Origin of the sequence: Pedobacter sp., assembly GCF_041645105.1 — a bacterium.
GTDB lineage: Bacteria > Bacteroidota > Bacteroidia > Sphingobacteriales > Sphingobacteriaceae > Pedobacter.
In genome coordinates, this window is record NZ_JBAZQQ010000001.1 from 1,142,814 (window position 1) to 1,157,892 (window position 15,079).

Below are 15,079 nucleotides of genomic sequence, written 5' to 3' on the forward strand. Positions count from 1 at the left end.
TAAAGCTAATTAACGATGCAGGAAAATAAAGAAAAGAATATTGAGGATTTAATCAAAGATGCGAAGGACTATATAGAAATCAGGACAGAGTATACCAGACTTTATTTGGTAGAAAAGGTTTCTAAGATTTTTGCAGATGTTGTAACAAATGCTTTGGTTATTGTATGTTTTGTATTAGCCTTTTTATTTGGAACTTTCACCTTAGCCCTGTTTCTATCTGATGTACTGGGTAGTTTTACTCGTGGTTTTGGTTGTGTCGCTTTAATTTATCTTGTGTTAGCGATTATTGTGTACTATACTAAAGAGAAATATATTGAAAAGGCGATAGTTAACTTTACTATAAGAAATTATTTTAACAAACTTGCTGATAAGGAAGAAGAAGAAAATGATCAGAAGATATAACATAAACAACATTGATGAATTGCATGCCATGGTGAATAGCTTAAAATATGAGCACCAGGTAAAGGGCGAATTATTGTTGAAAGACAGTAAAGCTTATATTAATCAGTTTACATTAGGTAGCTTAATCAAAAAGTATGCAACCCCTTCGGCTTTCCTTAAAATAGACGATAAATTTAATATCAGTAGTAGTCTTATGTCTATGTTTCTGCCTTTTTTAATGAACAGTACGATATTTAAAGGCTCAGGTTTTTTAACTAAAACACTTGTAGGTCTGGCTTCAAATAAATTTGGTAAAGCTTTAGATGCTGAACATTTATCTGCGATATTTAATTCTGTGAAATCATGGTTTGGAGGCTCTAAAAAGACCAAGAGATCCGAAATTTCTCAACAGGTAGATTATGGCATTCCACCAGATAGCGAAACGTATTAAATTTAATAAAAAACGCCAGGCATATTGTCTGGCGTTTTTTATTATAGTGCTTAATCTAAGAGATTAAACAGTTGATTTTATTTTCAATTCATTCATTTGTTTTTCATCAATTGTAGAAGGGCTATCGATCATAACATCTCTTCCTGAGTTATTTTTAGGGAAAGCAATGACGTCACGAATGGTATCTAATTCTGCAAAAATGGAGCATAGTCTATCAAAGCCGAATGCAATTCCACCATGTGGAGGTGCCCCAAATTCAAATGCGTCCATTAAGAAGCCAAACTGTTTTTGAGCTTCTTCTGTAGAGAACCCTAAGTGTTTGAACATTAATGATTGAAGGGCTCTGTCGTGGATACGGATTGAACCACCGCCTATTTCAGTGCCATTAACCACCATGTCATAAGCATTAGCCCTCACGTTTCCTGGGTCAGTATCTAATAAAGAAATGTCTTCTGGTTTAGGCGAAGTAAAAGGGTGGTGCATAGCATGGTAACGCTCTGACTCCTCATCCCATTCCAATAGCGGGAAATCAAGAACCCATAGTGCACTGAATTTGCTCTTATCACGTAAACCTAAACGGGTACCCATTTCAAGGCGTAACTCGCTTAATTGCTTACGTACTTTATCTGTTGTGCCGGCCATTAGCAATACCAAATCACCGGGCTTTGTATTTAAAGCTGCAGACCATTTTTGAAGTTCTTCTTCATTGTAAAACTTGTCTACCGACGATTTTAAAGAGCCATCTTCATTATGTCTCATATAAATCAGGCCAGTGGCGCCGATTTGAGGGCGTTTAATGAAATCGGTCAGCTCATCCATCTGTTTTCTGGTATAACCAGCGCATCCGGCCGCATTAATGCCTATTACTAGCTCGGCACTATCAAAAACAGGGAAGTCTTTTCCTTTAACCACCTCATTCAGTTCCACAAACTGCATTTCAAAACGTGTATCAGGTTTATCAGACCCATATAAACGCATTGCATCAGCATATTGCATTCTCTGAACCTCTGGCAAATCAAAATTTTTCAATTCTTTAAACAAAGTACGGATCAGTCCTTCAAAAGTATTTAAGATGTCTTCTTGCTCAATGAACGACATTTCGCAGTCAATCTGTGTAAATTCAGGTTGTCTGTCGGCACGTAAGTCCTCATCTCTAAAACATTTTACGATTTGGAAATAACGGTCAAAGCCAGAAACCATTAATAATTGTTTAAAGGTTTGCGGCGATTGAGGAAGAGCATAAAACTGACCTTCGTTCATTCTGCTTGGTACCACAAAATCTCTGGCTCCTTCTGGAGTGGACTTGATCAATACAGGAGTTTCTACCTCAATAAAATCAAGTTTGTCTAAATAACGACGAACGGCCTGAGCCATTTTATGACGTAAAATCATGTTGTTACGAACCGGATTTCTACGTAAATCCAGGTAACGGTATTTCATGCGTAAATCATCGCCACCATCTGTTTCATCTTCAATCATGAAGGGAGGTAGTTTGGCTGCATTCAGTATTTCTAATGCAGTAATTTTAATTTCCACTTCACCAGTTGGTATTTTAAGGTTTTTGTTAGATCGCTCTACTACTTGTCCTACTGCTTTGATTACAAATTCACGGCCTAGATTACGGGCTGATTCGCACAATTCACGGTTATCATCCATATTGAAAACCAATTGGGTTATGCCATATCTATCACGAAGATCGATAAAAGTCATTCCTCCTAAATCTCTTGATTTCTGCACCCAGCCACACAGGGTTACATTTTCTCCCAGGTTCTTAATGGTTAAAGCGCCGCAAGTAGTTGTTCTTAACATTATTATTAAAGTATTAGGTGGCAAAAATATTCATTTTGAGCCACATATTTCAAACGTCAATGAATTTAAGCTGTTATATTAGAAATATTTCAAGGAAGACATGATATTTTAAAAATATTGTAATGTTTGTATGCTTACGTAGACGTATTTTATAATATTGTTTTTTATCTTCGTACACATAAATCTAAATATGGAACTTTTAAGTAGCCCTGAGGCCTGGATCTCATTATTAACCCTAACCGTTCTTGAGATCGTTTTAGGAATAGATAACATTATTTTTATCTCTATTTTATCAGGTAAGCTGCCTGAACATCAGCAAAAGAAAGGCCGTCAGATCGGTTTAGCTTTAGCTATGATTACCCGTGTCTTACTACTTTTGTCCCTTACCTGGGTAATGTCGCTAACCGCACCCTTATTTAACCTGGGTGGAATTTTAAATATAGAGGATTCAGAATGGCTGGAAAAACTGGCGATATCTGGTCGTGATTTGATCTTGATTATTGGAGGTTTATTCCTGATCTATAAAAGCACCCATGAGATTCATGATAAGCTAGAAAGTGAGGAAGAAAAGCAAATCAAAGGCAAAGTATATTCCTTTAGTGGAGTGATTGTACAAATCCTTTTATTGGACATTGTATTCTCTTTAGACTCAGTAATTACAGCTGTTGGTATGGCAGACCACGTTGAAATTATGATTGCAGCTGTTGTTATCGCGGTAATTATCATGATGATTTCGGCAAGTGCTATTAGTAATTTTGTAAATAACCACCCTACAGTAAAAATGCTGGCTTTATCTTTCCTTTTACTAATAGGCGTTTCGCTATTGGCAGAAGGCTTTGACCAACACATACCAAAAGGATATATCTATTTTGCAATGGCTTTCTCTATTTTGGTAGAAATGTTGAACTTGAAGATGAAGAAAAATGCGAAGAAACCAGTTGAACTTCGTAATACACCGAATAGTAACGAAACCAACGCGTAAATTTTCTGAATGATTTCTTTTTTTGAGGCCTCTTTGGCCGAATTATCTATACACCGTATCGGAAACAAATCCGAGGATGAGTTTTATGTATTGTCTGAGAAATCAATTGCGATCAGAGACATTACTTTAAGTAATTTATTACAACAATACTTTTTAAGTCCATATGAGAAGGTAAATGAAGTATACCGCTTTATCCATCCTAACGGAGATTTAAATCTGAACGAAGCTTATCATTTTGCTTCAGAGATATTTGCCAATGGCGAGACTTTTCACGAGAATAGTAAACAGCTGGCTAAATATCTGTATGATGTTTCAGGGCATCCCAAAATTAAACCAGGTGAGCTTTACGTAGCCTACTTTGAGAATGTACAGATCGAAGGAGAGCTTCATGATGCTATTGGGATTTTCAAATCAGAAACAAAGGAGAGTTACCTTAAGGTTTTTCCCGAGCAGGATGGTTTTGGATTAAGTTATGAGCAAGAAGCGATCAATATTAATAAACTGGATAAAGGATGTTTAATCTTCAACACAGATAAGGAAGAAGGTTTTAAAGTTGCGGTAATTGATCAGAGAAGTGCGGATGCTATATACTGGAAAGATGAGTTTTTGAAACTCAAAATCAGAAATGATAGTTTTAACCAGACGGCAAGTGTTTTAGGAGTATACAAAAACTTTGTAACAGAGAAACTGGACGAAGAGTTTGACATCTCAAAGGCGGATAAAATTGATTTACTTAATAAATCCATGAAATATTTCAAAGAAAAGGAAAGCTTTGATCTGGATGAATTTTCTAATGAAGTTATTGGTAATGCCGAAGGTATTGAGTCTTTTAAGAATTACAAGAAGAACTTCGAAGAGGAGTTTGATCAGCCGATTCCAGATAGCTTTGATATTTCAGGAGCTGCTGTAAAAAAACAGACAAGAGCATATAAAAGTGTTTTAAAGCTAGATAAGAACTTCCATATTTATATTCATGGTGATAAGGAACTCATTGAAAAAGGCTTTGATGATGATAAATCCATGAACTATTACAAAGTATTTTTTAGAGAAGAGGAGTAAAATTTAAGGAATCTATTTTAAGAGATCCTTATAATAATACGAAATTGTTAAAGAAAGAGGGTGATTATTTCGACAATCCGAAAAATAATAAAATAACTTTAATACTTTTATGAAAATGCTATGCTTATCATTGGTGAATAAATTGTAGATTTATTTTTTAAGTAAACCTTTTAAACCAAGTATGAGCCAAGAACCACAACAAAGCAGTATTTTTAAAGTTATTGGCGCCTCCTCTTTGGGGACGCTAATTGAATGGTATGATTTTTATATTTTTGGAAGTCTTGCCCTTATTATCGGATCACAATTATTTCCCGCAGATGCTGGAGCATCTGCATTAATTAACACATTAGCCATTTTTGCCGCCGGATTTATTGTGCGGCCATTCGGAGCGTTATTTTTCGGTCGCTTAGGAGATCTTATTGGTAGAAAATATACTTTTCTGCTTACGCTAGTATTGATGGGTGGCTCTACATTCCTGATCGGACTAATTCCTTCTTATTCAAGTATTGGATATGCAGCCCCAATTCTGGTGCTTATTCTTAGATTAGTTCAAGGACTTGCCCTTGGTGGAGAATACGGAGGTGCAGCTACATATGTTGCAGAACATGCTCCTGCCAATAAACGAGGCTTTTTTACCAGTTGGATTCAAACAACAGCAACTGGTGGATTATTCTTGTCATTGGGAGTTATTGTTTTAACTAAGAATATTGTAGGTGCTGAGAATTTTGCCGACTGGGGTTGGAGAATTCCTTTCTTACTTTCAATTGCATTAGTAGGTGTATCTATATACATCAGGATGAAAATGCACGAATCTCCTGCTTTCAGCAAGTTAAAGTCGGAAGGAAAAGTATCCAAAAACCCACTGAAAGAGAGTTTCAATAATAAAGCGAATTTTAAAATGGTGCTTCTTGCGCTCTTTGGTGCAACGATGGGTCAGGGGGTGATTTGGTATACAGGGCAGTTTTATGCACAATCCTTTATTGAAAACACCTGTCATGTCGATTTTAATGATTCCAGATACATCCTTTTATGGGGGATTGCATTTGCAACACCTTTCTTTGTAATCTTTGGTTCATGGAGTGATAAGGTAGGTAGAAAGTGGATTATGCTCACTGGTATGTTACTGGGCGTAATATTTTACCGTCCAATATATCAGATGTTTCTTGACGATACAGATTTTACTAAAATCGAACAAAGAGATATAGCTGAAGTAACAAACCCTGTAGTAACCCGGACTGCTGTTGCAGGAACGGCCGATAGCTTGATTACAACTACTTCTACTGTTACCTTATTAAATGGAGCATCATTTCAAAAGGTACAATCTCACACTAAATTTGCAGACGCGACTAAAACTGCAGTTGAGTTGCCCGAAGTACATAAAGACAAGAAGCTTTCATCACCTGTTTTCTGGAAGTTTGTTTTCCTGATTTTCTTCCAGATTTTGTTGGTAACAATGGTGTATGGTCCAATAGCAGCGTTTTTGGTAGAGTTGTTCCCTACTAAGATCAGATATACATCTATGTCGTTACCTTATCATATTGGCAATGGTGTATTTGGTGGACTTGTTCCATTCATTGCTACGCTTATCGCAAGTTTCTCAGGTTCTACACCTTTATCTGGTTTATGGTATCCGATTGGTATTGCCGCATTAAGCTTAGTAATTGGTGCAGTATATTTATCTAATAAAAGGCCTGATCATAACGAGGCTGATTCAGAAAACCATTAAACATTCAGCTCATGAACGCATTAAAAAAAGCATTAGGATTAGTTTGGATCATACTTGGTCCGGCATCAATTATATTTTTATTTCTTCAGGCCTTTGAAAAAATAGGATTGGCAGAAGAAGGAGTAAATAAAACGAATACAGCATTACAATGGGGGATTATATTATTTATCTTCATCCCAATTTGTGCTGGAGTAGTGATATTTGGCTATTATGCCTTAAAAGGAGAGTATGATAAATTACCTGATGATGAAAGTCTTTAGGACTCCAATAAAAAACCCCTTTATCATAATGATAAAGGGGTTTTTTATTGGAGCATTTAGCTTACAATACTCTTAATAATAATCCTTTCAAGTATTCACCCTCTGGAAAGGAAATTCTTACAGGGTGATCTTCGGGTTGGTGAAATTGTTTAATGATCTGGACCTCTCTGCCGGCGTCCAATGCTGCCCATGCGATGATTTGCTTAAAAGTTTCCAGATCTACAGCGCCAGAGCACGAGAATGTAGCAAGTATACCCCCCTTTTTAAGTAAATGCATGCCTAACCTATTTAAATCTTTATAAGCTCTTGCAGCACGGTCTAAAGCTGATCTTGATGGTGCATACTTAGGTGGGTCTAGTACCAGTACATCAAAAGTCTTTCCTTCTTCCTTAAACAAACGAAGTTGTTTGTTTACATCAGATTGAATGCATTCTTGCTTTTCCTTATTAAAGCCATTTAACTCAAGATTATGTTGTAATGTTTCAATAGCCAGAGCAGAGCTGTCTACACTGGTTACATGTGCCGCCTCATATTTTAAGCTATTTAAACTGAAACCTCCGCTGTAGCAGAAACAATCAAGGACTATTTTGTCTTTTGTGTAGGCCGCAAGGATTTGCCTGTTTTCACGCTGATCACAATAAAAGCCAGATTTTTGTCCATCAGCGATGTTGATGTGATAAAGAATCCCATTCTCCTTTACTTCAATAAATTCAGGAGGATTTTCTCCCCATAATAAGCCTTGCACAGGCTCCAGATTTTCGTGTTTACGAGCGCCAGCGTCACTCTTGTCGAATATTCCTTTAGGATTTAACTCTTGTCTTAAAATATCAATAATGTCGCCTTGTACAGCTTCTATCCCTGCGCTCAGCACCTGTAAGGATAAAAAGTCTGCATATTTATCTACAATAAGTCCAGGTAGAAAATCCGCTTCACTAAAAACTAATCTGCAGGTATTTGTTTGAAAGTCCAATATATGGGAACGAGCTGCAATTGCATCTTTTATTTTTTGTGCATACCACGTCTTGTCTATTGTAGTATTTTCATCCCATTCCAATAAGCGTAAGGCAACTCTTGATTGATCGTTGTAATAAGCATAGGCAAGGAATTCTCTTTCTGCCGATCTTACTGTCACAATTTCACCGTTAACTGGTTTCCCTTTAATTCTATCAATAGCACCAGAAAAAATCCATGGGTGGCGCAGTACGGCAGCTTTCTCTTTGCCTTTTTTTAGTATTACATCGATCATGGAGCAAAAGTAATAGAAAAAATTAGTATTCTCTTCGGAGTCTGGCATCTGTTGCTGAAGGGCAACAGTGCCTAGGTCTCCTCTGAGAAACTAATTTTTTGAAAAGGAAAAAAACTGGTATCAGATAGCGTTGTGTTCCGTTCGGCTTTGAGCCTAGGTTAATTGCTTTTGCATTTGTAATTTTAGCTCATGGATGAAATAACATGGAATGATTTTGAGAAGGTCGAACTAAGAGCAGGTACAATTTTAGAAGTTTTAGACTATCCGGAAGCACGTAAACCGGCTTATAAAGTAAAGGTTGACTTTGGAGACTTTGGTATTAAAATGAGTAGTGCGCAGATTACTGCATTATACACAAAAGAAGAATTGATAGGAAGGCAGATTGTAGGAGTGGTAAATTTCCCTAAAAAGCAGATTGGTAAATTCATGTCAGAGTTTTTGGTTACCGGTTTCGCAGACGAAAATGGAGATATCGTTTTGACTACCTTAAATGGTAAAGTGCCTAATGGGAGTAAAATGATATAATGCTATCTTTGGAGCATGAGTTTTTACAATTTTTCAGAGGAAGAGAATCCTGGTGCAGAAGATGAACATTACATGCGATTGGCTCTGCAAGAAGCACAAAAGGCGTTTGATGCCGAGGAAATTCCAATAGGCGCGATAGTCGTGTGTAGAGGCCGTATTGTAGGCCGTGGTTTCAATTTGACCGAACAGTTAAATGATGTAACTGCTCATGCAGAAATGCAAGCTTTTACAGCGGCGGCACAAACCCTTGGAGGGAAATATTTGAAAGAATGTACTTTGTATGTGACCATTGAGCCTTGCGTGATGTGTGCTGGTGCAAGTTACTGGACTCAGATTGGGAAAATAGTTTATGGTGCACCCGAACCTAAAAGAGGGTTTACTACAAAAAATGCTAACCTGCTGCATCCTAAGACAGTATTGCGGAGTGGAGTTTTGGCACAGGAATGTGGAACTTTAATGAAAAAGTTTTTCGAAAATAAAAGAAGCTAAACTTGACATAGGATTGAACAAAACTTAACTCCCGTTTGTTATATTTGCTGTTGAAGCCTTGTAGGTGAAGATCTATAAGACATAAATTAAATAAATATTTAAACTTAAATCATAATAATATGGCTTTTGAATTACCTGCGTTACCATACGCTACAGACGCATTAGAACCGCATATCGATAAACAAACTATGGAAATTCACCATGGTAAACATCACCAGGCTTATGTTACAAATCTAAATAAAGCTTTAGAAGGTAAGCCTGATGCAAATCAGAGTATTGAAGAAATCATTAAAAATATTTCTAAACAGCCTGCGGCGGTAAGAAACAATGGTGGTGGTCATTACAACCACTCTTTATTCTGGGAAGTAATTGGCCCGAACAAAGGTGGCGAACCTAAAGGTGAGCTTGCTGATGCAATCAATGCTGCATTTGGTTCATTCGCTGATTTCAAAACTAAATTTGCTGAAGCTGGTGCAACTCGTTTTGGTTCAGGATGGGCTTGGTTAAGCGTTGGTGCTGATAAAAAATTAGTTGTTTCTTCAACTCCTAATCAGGATAACCCTTTAATGGACATTGCTGAGGTTAAAGGAACACCAATTTTAGGAATGGACGTATGGGAGCATGCTTACTACCTGAAATATCAGAACAGACGTCCTGATTATATCGCTGCTTTCTGGAGCGTTGTAAACTGGGATGCTGTAGCTGAGCGTTTCAAAAAAGCTTAATTTATTACCTGTATACTACAGGAACAATATATATGAAGAAGGCGGATGTAATTTTATATCCGCCTTCTTGTTTTATATGCCCACTATATCTTTTTTCTTTTTCTGCTTCATGGCTTTTGGAATAACAGCCAGGATTTCCTCTTTTAAAGCATTTAACATTCTTTTCTTAATGAAGTTTTTGTGAGTTGCCAGGCTAATCTCCCTAACGGGTTCAGGGGCTTTAAAGTGTCTTACCTTGCTCAATTGTTTGCTGCTTAGTTCCTCTAATGCTAATTCAGGTAATAATGTAGCACCATTGTTCACATCGACCATTCTGATCAGTGTTTCTACACTGCCTGTATTGTAGGTTAGGCCTTGAAGTCGATTTTGCTTAGTAGAACGGCAAATATTTAAGACTTGCGATCGCATACAATGACCTTCATTTAGCAGCCAGATATTTTCACTTTCCAGATCATCAGCATCAATAGTCTTCTTTTTATATAATTTGCTGATTTTGCTGATGTAAGTAACAAAGTTTTCATAATAAAGAGGCTGTTCATTAAGCGCATTGTCGCCCAACGGTGTTGCCATAATCCCACAGTCCAGAACTCCTGTTTTTAAATGATGAATAATGTCTTCAGTCGTATATTCCCAAATGTCGAGTTTTAAATCAGGATATTTCTCCATCATGGCAGCGATGACCTTTGGCAATAAGTAAGGAGCGACGGTAGGGATAATTCCAACCTTAAGTTCGCCTGTAACCTCCTGCTGTTGGTCACTAATAATTTCTTTTATCTTCTGACTTTCTTGAAGTACAATACGTGCCTGTTCTATAATCTGGCTACCAATTTCGGTTGGAATCACAGGTTGTTTGCTGCGGTCAAAGATTTTGACATTCAACATTTCCTCTAGTTTTTGTACCTGCATGCTCAGGGTCGGCTGGGTAACAAAACACTTTTCTGCCGCACCTACAAAACTACGATAGGTATCTACTGCCACAATATATTCTAGTTGAACTAATGTCATATAGCTAAAGTTTATTTATCTTTAGCAAATGTATCAATTTTAACTATGTTTAGCCAGAAAATCTGCGTAAGCTAGTTTAATTCCTTCTTCCAGTTCCACTTTGTGTTTCCAGCCCAGCGCATGTAGCTTAGATACATCCATTAATTTACGAGGAGTACCATCTGGTTTACTGCTGTCGAAAGTTAATTCACCTTCAAATCCTACAACTTTTTTGATCAAAAGCGCAAGGTCTTTAATGGTTAAATCTTCTCCGGTTCCAATATTGATTAAGCCCGCTTCGCTATAGTTCTGCATTAAGAAATAACAAGCTTCAGCAAGATCATCTGCGAATAAAAACTCACGCATTGGCGTTCCTGATCCCCATATGTTGACCTCACTGCTGCTGTTTACCTTGGCTTCATGAAATTTGCGAATCAATGCTGGCAATACATGTGAATTTTGTGGATGATAATTGTCATTGTAACCATATAGGTTAGTCGGCATTACGGAAATGAAGTTACAATTGTATTGAGCACGATAGGCATCGGCCATTTTAATGCCTGCAATTTTAGCGATGGCATAAGGCTCATTGGTTTCTTCTAAAGGACCAGTAAGTAAATATTCTTCTTTTAAAGGCTGAGGAGCCAGCTTAGGATAAATACAACTGGAGCCAAGAAACATTAGCTTTTTAACACCGGTTTTATAAGCTTCGTGAATTACATTGTTTTGGATACACACGTTTTCATATAGAAAGTCGGCACGGTAGGTATTATTTGCTATAATTCCTCCAACTTTTGCCGCTGCCAGAAACACATATTCAGGAAATTCCCTATTAAAAAAATCGGTAACCGCCTGTTGATCGCGTAAATCAAGCTCTGCTGAAGTTTTTACTATAAGGTTATTATATCCTTCTTTTTGCAGCTTTCTGTAAATTGCAGACCCAACCATTCCACGGTGTCCTGCGATATAAATTTTTGCGTTTTTTTCCACGTATGCCTTAATAATATACAAAAATACTAAATCCCCACGTCATCCTATGATCTGAACATTAAAAATACATATTAGCGACTTATTTGTCTTAAAAATCAACAAGAGAGGTTCATAATGAAATAAATTAATGAATAATTAAGGATGACGAGGTGTATAAAAGAGTTATTGTCTAAGTTTGTATAAAAATTATAGTAGTGGGTAAAGACAAATTAAGAAAGTTTGCCGAAATAGATACTTTCCCTAATGTTTACCAGTTGGAGGCTGGTAAAGAGTTAAAGGGTAAATGGGCATCACAACATTTTAAAAATGACCATCCAATTGTGTTGGAACTGGCATGTGGTAAGGGAGAATATTCTGTTAATCTTGCAAAGATGTTCCCTGAGAAAAACTTTATCGGTGTGGACCTGAAAGGGAACCGGATTTGGAGGGGTGCTAAAACAGGTGTGGATGAAGGAATTGCCAATTTGGCTTTTTTAAGAATTCAGATAGAAGATATTGTGGATTATTTCAGTGAAAATGAAGTGGATGAGATCTGGATAACCTTTCCTGATCCTCAACCTCAGGAGAGCCGTGAAAAGAAGCGTTTAACTTTCCCTGGATTTTTAGATAAGTATAAGACTTTTTTAAAGCCTGGTGGTAAAATAAATTTGAAAACTGATAATGACGGATTGTATCTTTATACAGTAGAGAAAGTTGAAGAATTGGGTTTAAAATGCCATAAGAAAACAGATCAATTGTATCATTCAGAGTTTTACGATTCGGTTCTTTCCATTAAGACGCATTATGAACGGATTTATTTAAAACATGATAAAAGCATCAATTATATACAGTTCTCTTTAGATTAATAATCATAAAAGAAATGGAACAATCGTTTTATGACCAGGTTTTTGAGGTAGTAAGGCTAATCCCCAAAGGGAGGGTAACGTCGTATGGAGCTATCGCTAAAAGCCTGGGTGCAGGGGGCTCAGCCCGTATGGTTGGTTATGCTATGAGTAATGCTCCACTGGCTCATCCGCCAATCCCGGCCCACAGAGTTGTAAATAGCGCTGGATTGCTTACTGGTAAGTTCCATTTCAAAACCCCTGACCTGATGCAAGAGCTATTGGAAAAAGAGGGGATTGTGGTAAAAGGCGATAAAATACAGAATTTTAAAAAGTATTTCTGGGATCCGTTGATTGAGATATAAACAAGCGAAGAGAGATCATGCATTAATTAGGACTAGAAATTGTAAAGAATATGAGGCAGGAAATTAGATGTGGCTGGTGCGGAACAGACCCAATGTATATCAAATATCATGATGAAGAATGGGGCAAGCCGGTTTATGATGATAAAACTTTATTTGAATTCTTAATTCTTGAAGGTGCTCAAGCTGGTTTAAGCTGGATTACCATTTTAAAAAGAAGAGATGGTTACAGAAAAGCGTTTGCTGATTTTGATGTAAAAAAGGTCGCAGCGTTTACTGAAGCTGATGAAGAACGTCTGATGAATGATTCGGGTATTATCAGGAATAAGCTAAAAGTGAAAGCGGCTATTGGTAATGCCAGGCATTTTATAGAGATACAAAAGGAGTTTGGTTCTTTCTCTGATTATATATGGGGGTTTATCCCTGATCAGAAACCAATTCAGAATAAAGTGCTCACTTTAAAAGATGTTCCTGCACGAACTGAATTGTCTGATGCCATTAGTAAGGATATGAAGAAGCGGGGTTTTAAATTCTTTGGTACTACGATTTGCTACGCACATATGCAGGCGACAGGGATGGTAAATGATCATGTGGCAGATTGTATCTGCCGATAGTCCAATAAGCTTATTTGTGCATTTCGTTATAAGCTGCCACAAAAGCTTTGATCAGTTTCGCATCAAAAGTTTCTGTGGCTTTTATGCGCTCGGTCAAATCTTCATCATTCGTTAGCTTTTGCAATAATGCATTTTTAATCAATTGATTTTTATTGTCAGAGTTTCCGCTATTTACAGGTATTTCAACCATAGGTCCTGTACCAAATCTTTCTAAAAAATAGGCTGTTGGGCCCGCTTGTCGTGGCTGATTATCCTCTCTGTTCCTGCCCCCACCTAAGCTGATGCCAACGCCTCCACCAATTCCACCGAATCCCCCTGTACCACCACCAATACCAACACTGGGTCTGATGCGCGCTCTTTTAGGTTGTGGCGCATCAACAGCTGCACTGCCACCAATGCTGTATAGGTTTACAGTGCCACGTTCAATCACTTGAAAAAAGCGGTGTTCCATCCGTTTCTTTACCACAATAGGCTTACTAATATAAGTTTCCCCATTCCACAAAAATTCTTTAATGTCTTTGGCTTTAAATTGTGAAAGTGTTTCATCCTCATTTTTAAGAATAACTGTTGAAAAATCAGTACCTTGAATGGTGCCACGCACAAAATTCCCATCAGAAATTACTACCGCATCTTGTGCTTGTGCGGCAAATACGATCATCAAAAGCGATAAGAGCAAAGCGAGTGTTTTAATTCGTTTCATTGTTTGTTTTTTAATAGCTCCTATTCTATAAAAGGGCCTGACATAATTAAAATAATCAAATAACGGGAATTATTCTCTGTTTGTTGTTTCTCGATGCAACAATTACTGGAAAGCTAGATGTAAATCTCCAATTTTGACTTCAGGATGGAGTTGGATATATTTCTGAAAAGCGACTTTCATCTGATCGAAAGCATATTGCTTAGGGTCTTGGATGTCTTTAGCGTATGCATAAAACTTGCTGATCATATAATAGCGCGATAGATTTGAAGTCAATTCTTTATCTGCCTCCTTATCAGCTACTACTGCGCTAAGTTTGTCGGGATCCATAAATAATGATACGCCAAAGTGGTTATACATATAACCTAACAGTTCCATTGTTATCTCTTTAGAAGGGAAGACGTCTGTCGCAACTTTGCTCTCGTCAATTTGTTTAATAAGAGGTTGAAGTTCATCTTTAATAACGGGCAAAGTGACCGCTGTTAGGCCTTCTGGCACAAAATAAGTAGTTTCTTCCTTATATGGATCTACAAATAGGAAGATGGTATCTGTCGTTCCCGGCTTAATCAAAGAATAGCAATCTACTATACCCGTTCCAGCTTCGTTTCGCGTGCTAAATCTTTTTGAAAAATCTATTTTTTCTCCATTGGGCCATCTGTAACTGTTTTTGAGTTTTAACATCCTTGTGTGCATTTTTGGACTTTCAGAAATGTATTTAAAAGCCCCGGAAGGTATGGGATCAGTCTTAGTTCCGTAACCTGGTTTAACTTTGTCTTCAAGCCCGTTAAAAGTAGTTGCTTTCAATAATTCTTTTGATGGAGTTTGTGCCCTGGAGCCAATGCTCAGGAATATCAGGATTAGCGTAAGAAATTTCTTCATATCATTCGGTTTATTATTAGGATGACTATAATAGATAGATTTCATAACAGATCAGAAAAAATATTTAAAGGTTATAATT

18 protein-coding genes are annotated in these 15,079 nt (G+C 37.2%); 12 read left to right on the forward strand and 6 right to left on the reverse strand.

The features are described 5' to 3' along the window. Nucleotides 1–15: 15 nt before the first annotated feature. Together WC623_RS04840 and WC623_RS04845 are read left to right on the forward strand one after the other, a co-directional pair. Entirely contained in the window at nucleotides 16–402 is a 387-nt protein-coding gene (locus tag WC623_RS04840; RefSeq protein ID WP_372848509.1) for a phage holin family protein, read from the forward strand. After that, the gene (locus WC623_RS04845; protein ID WP_372848511.1) at nucleotides 386–832 is read left to right on the forward strand and encodes a hypothetical protein; all 447 of its coding nucleotides are present in this window, start codon (nucleotides 386–388) and stop codon (nucleotides 830–832) included. The genes WC623_RS04840 and WC623_RS04845 overlap by 17 nt, the downstream gene beginning before the upstream one ends. A 63-nt stretch (nucleotides 833–895) precedes the next feature. On the opposite strand, the gene aspS is transcribed toward WC623_RS04845, so the two are convergent. Beyond that, nucleotides 896–2,641, reverse strand: a complete 1,746-nt coding sequence (aspS, locus tag WC623_RS04850) for an aspartate--tRNA ligase (protein WP_372848513.1) — start codon at nucleotides 2,639–2,641, stop codon at nucleotides 896–898. A gap of 190 nt (nucleotides 2,642–2,831) precedes the next feature. Between aspS and WC623_RS04855 the strand changes: the two genes are divergently transcribed. The 4 genes from WC623_RS04855 (at nucleotide 2,832) to WC623_RS04870 (ending at nucleotide 6,668) form a co-directional block, all read left to right on the forward strand. Next, nucleotides 2,832–3,623, forward strand: a complete 792-nt coding sequence (locus WC623_RS04855; RefSeq protein WP_372848515.1) for a TerC family protein — start codon at nucleotides 2,832–2,834, stop codon at nucleotides 3,621–3,623. Nucleotides 3,624–3,632: 9 nt separating this feature from the next. Further along, nucleotides 3,633–4,682 (forward strand): nucleoid-associated protein, encoded by a 1,050-nt coding sequence (locus tag WC623_RS04860; protein WP_372848517.1) that lies wholly within the window; start codon nucleotides 3,633–3,635, stop codon nucleotides 4,680–4,682. Nucleotides 4,683–4,863: 181 nt separating this feature from the next. After that, on the forward strand, nucleotides 4,864–6,408 hold the full coding sequence (locus tag WC623_RS04865) for an MFS transporter (protein WP_372848519.1): 1,545 nt from the start codon (nucleotides 4,864–4,866) through the stop codon (nucleotides 6,406–6,408). An 11-nt stretch (nucleotides 6,409–6,419) separates the two neighbouring features. Further along, on the forward strand, nucleotides 6,420–6,668 hold the full coding sequence (locus WC623_RS04870) for a DUF6814 family protein (protein ID WP_372848521.1): 249 nt from the start codon (nucleotides 6,420–6,422) through the stop codon (nucleotides 6,666–6,668). A 61-nt stretch (nucleotides 6,669–6,729) separates the two neighbouring features. On the opposite strand, the gene WC623_RS04875 is transcribed toward WC623_RS04870, so the two are convergent. Then, nucleotides 6,730–7,914, reverse strand: a complete 1,185-nt coding sequence (locus WC623_RS04875; protein ID WP_372848523.1) for a class I SAM-dependent rRNA methyltransferase — start codon at nucleotides 7,912–7,914, stop codon at nucleotides 6,730–6,732. 189 nt (nucleotides 7,915–8,103) lie between these two features. Here WC623_RS04875 and WC623_RS04880 point away from each other — a divergent pair, with 189 nt between their 5' ends. From WC623_RS04880 to WC623_RS04890, 3 genes are all read left to right on the forward strand, one after another. Then, nucleotides 8,104–8,439 carry a tRNA-binding protein gene (locus WC623_RS04880; RefSeq protein WP_349783694.1) on the forward strand — a complete coding sequence of 112 codons (336 nt, stop codon included), beginning with the start codon at nucleotides 8,104–8,106 and terminating at the stop codon, nucleotides 8,437–8,439. A 15-nt stretch (nucleotides 8,440–8,454) separates the two neighbouring features. Continuing rightward, nucleotides 8,455–8,928: a nucleoside deaminase gene (locus WC623_RS04885; protein ID WP_372848525.1), complete on the forward strand. Its 474-nt coding sequence runs from the start codon at nucleotides 8,455–8,457 to the stop codon at nucleotides 8,926–8,928. Between the two features lie 119 nt (nucleotides 8,929–9,047). Next, nucleotides 9,048–9,653: a superoxide dismutase gene (locus WC623_RS04890; protein ID WP_372848527.1), complete on the forward strand. Its 606-nt coding sequence runs from the start codon at nucleotides 9,048–9,050 to the stop codon at nucleotides 9,651–9,653. A 72-nt stretch (nucleotides 9,654–9,725) separates the two neighbouring features. Here WC623_RS04890 and WC623_RS04895 read toward each other — a convergent pair whose 3' ends face one another. Beyond that, nucleotides 9,726–10,658: a LysR substrate-binding domain-containing protein gene (locus WC623_RS04895; protein WP_372848529.1), complete on the reverse strand. Its 933-nt coding sequence runs from the start codon at nucleotides 10,656–10,658 to the stop codon at nucleotides 9,726–9,728. 39 nt (nucleotides 10,659–10,697) lie between these two features. Beyond that, nucleotides 10,698–11,627 (reverse strand): GDP-L-fucose synthase family protein, encoded by a 930-nt coding sequence (locus tag WC623_RS04900; RefSeq protein WP_372848531.1) that lies wholly within the window; start codon nucleotides 11,625–11,627, stop codon nucleotides 10,698–10,700. 194 nt (nucleotides 11,628–11,821) lie between these two features. On the opposite strand from WC623_RS04900, the gene trmB reads away from it, so the two are divergent. The 3 genes from trmB to WC623_RS04915 are packed head-to-tail and all read left to right on the forward strand — an operon-like array spanning nucleotide 11,822 to nucleotide 13,424. Then, a complete protein-coding gene (gene trmB / locus WC623_RS04905) occupies nucleotides 11,822–12,472 on the forward strand; it encodes a tRNA (guanosine(46)-N7)-methyltransferase TrmB (protein WP_372848533.1) in 651 nt (216 codons plus the stop codon). Between the two features lie 14 nt (nucleotides 12,473–12,486). Further along, nucleotides 12,487–12,813, forward strand: coding sequence for an MGMT family protein (locus tag WC623_RS04910; RefSeq protein ID WP_372848535.1), 327 nt, complete (start codon nucleotides 12,487–12,489; stop codon nucleotides 12,811–12,813). 50 nt (nucleotides 12,814–12,863) lie between these two features. Then, nucleotides 12,864–13,424 (forward strand): DNA-3-methyladenine glycosylase I, encoded by a 561-nt coding sequence (locus WC623_RS04915; RefSeq protein ID WP_372848537.1) that lies wholly within the window; start codon nucleotides 12,864–12,866, stop codon nucleotides 13,422–13,424. A gap of 10 nt (nucleotides 13,425–13,434) precedes the next feature. On the opposite strand, the gene WC623_RS04920 is transcribed toward WC623_RS04915, so the two are convergent. Together WC623_RS04920 and WC623_RS04925 are read right to left on the reverse strand one after the other, a co-directional pair. Continuing rightward, the gene (locus tag WC623_RS04920; RefSeq protein ID WP_372848539.1) at nucleotides 13,435–14,124 is read right to left on the reverse strand and encodes a hypothetical protein; all 690 of its coding nucleotides are present in this window, start codon (nucleotides 14,122–14,124) and stop codon (nucleotides 13,435–13,437) included. 102 nt (nucleotides 14,125–14,226) lie between these two features. Next, nucleotides 14,227–15,000 (reverse strand): hypothetical protein, encoded by a 774-nt coding sequence (locus tag WC623_RS04925; RefSeq protein WP_372848540.1) that lies wholly within the window; start codon nucleotides 14,998–15,000, stop codon nucleotides 14,227–14,229. Between the last annotated feature and the right edge of the window lie 79 nt (nucleotides 15,001–15,079).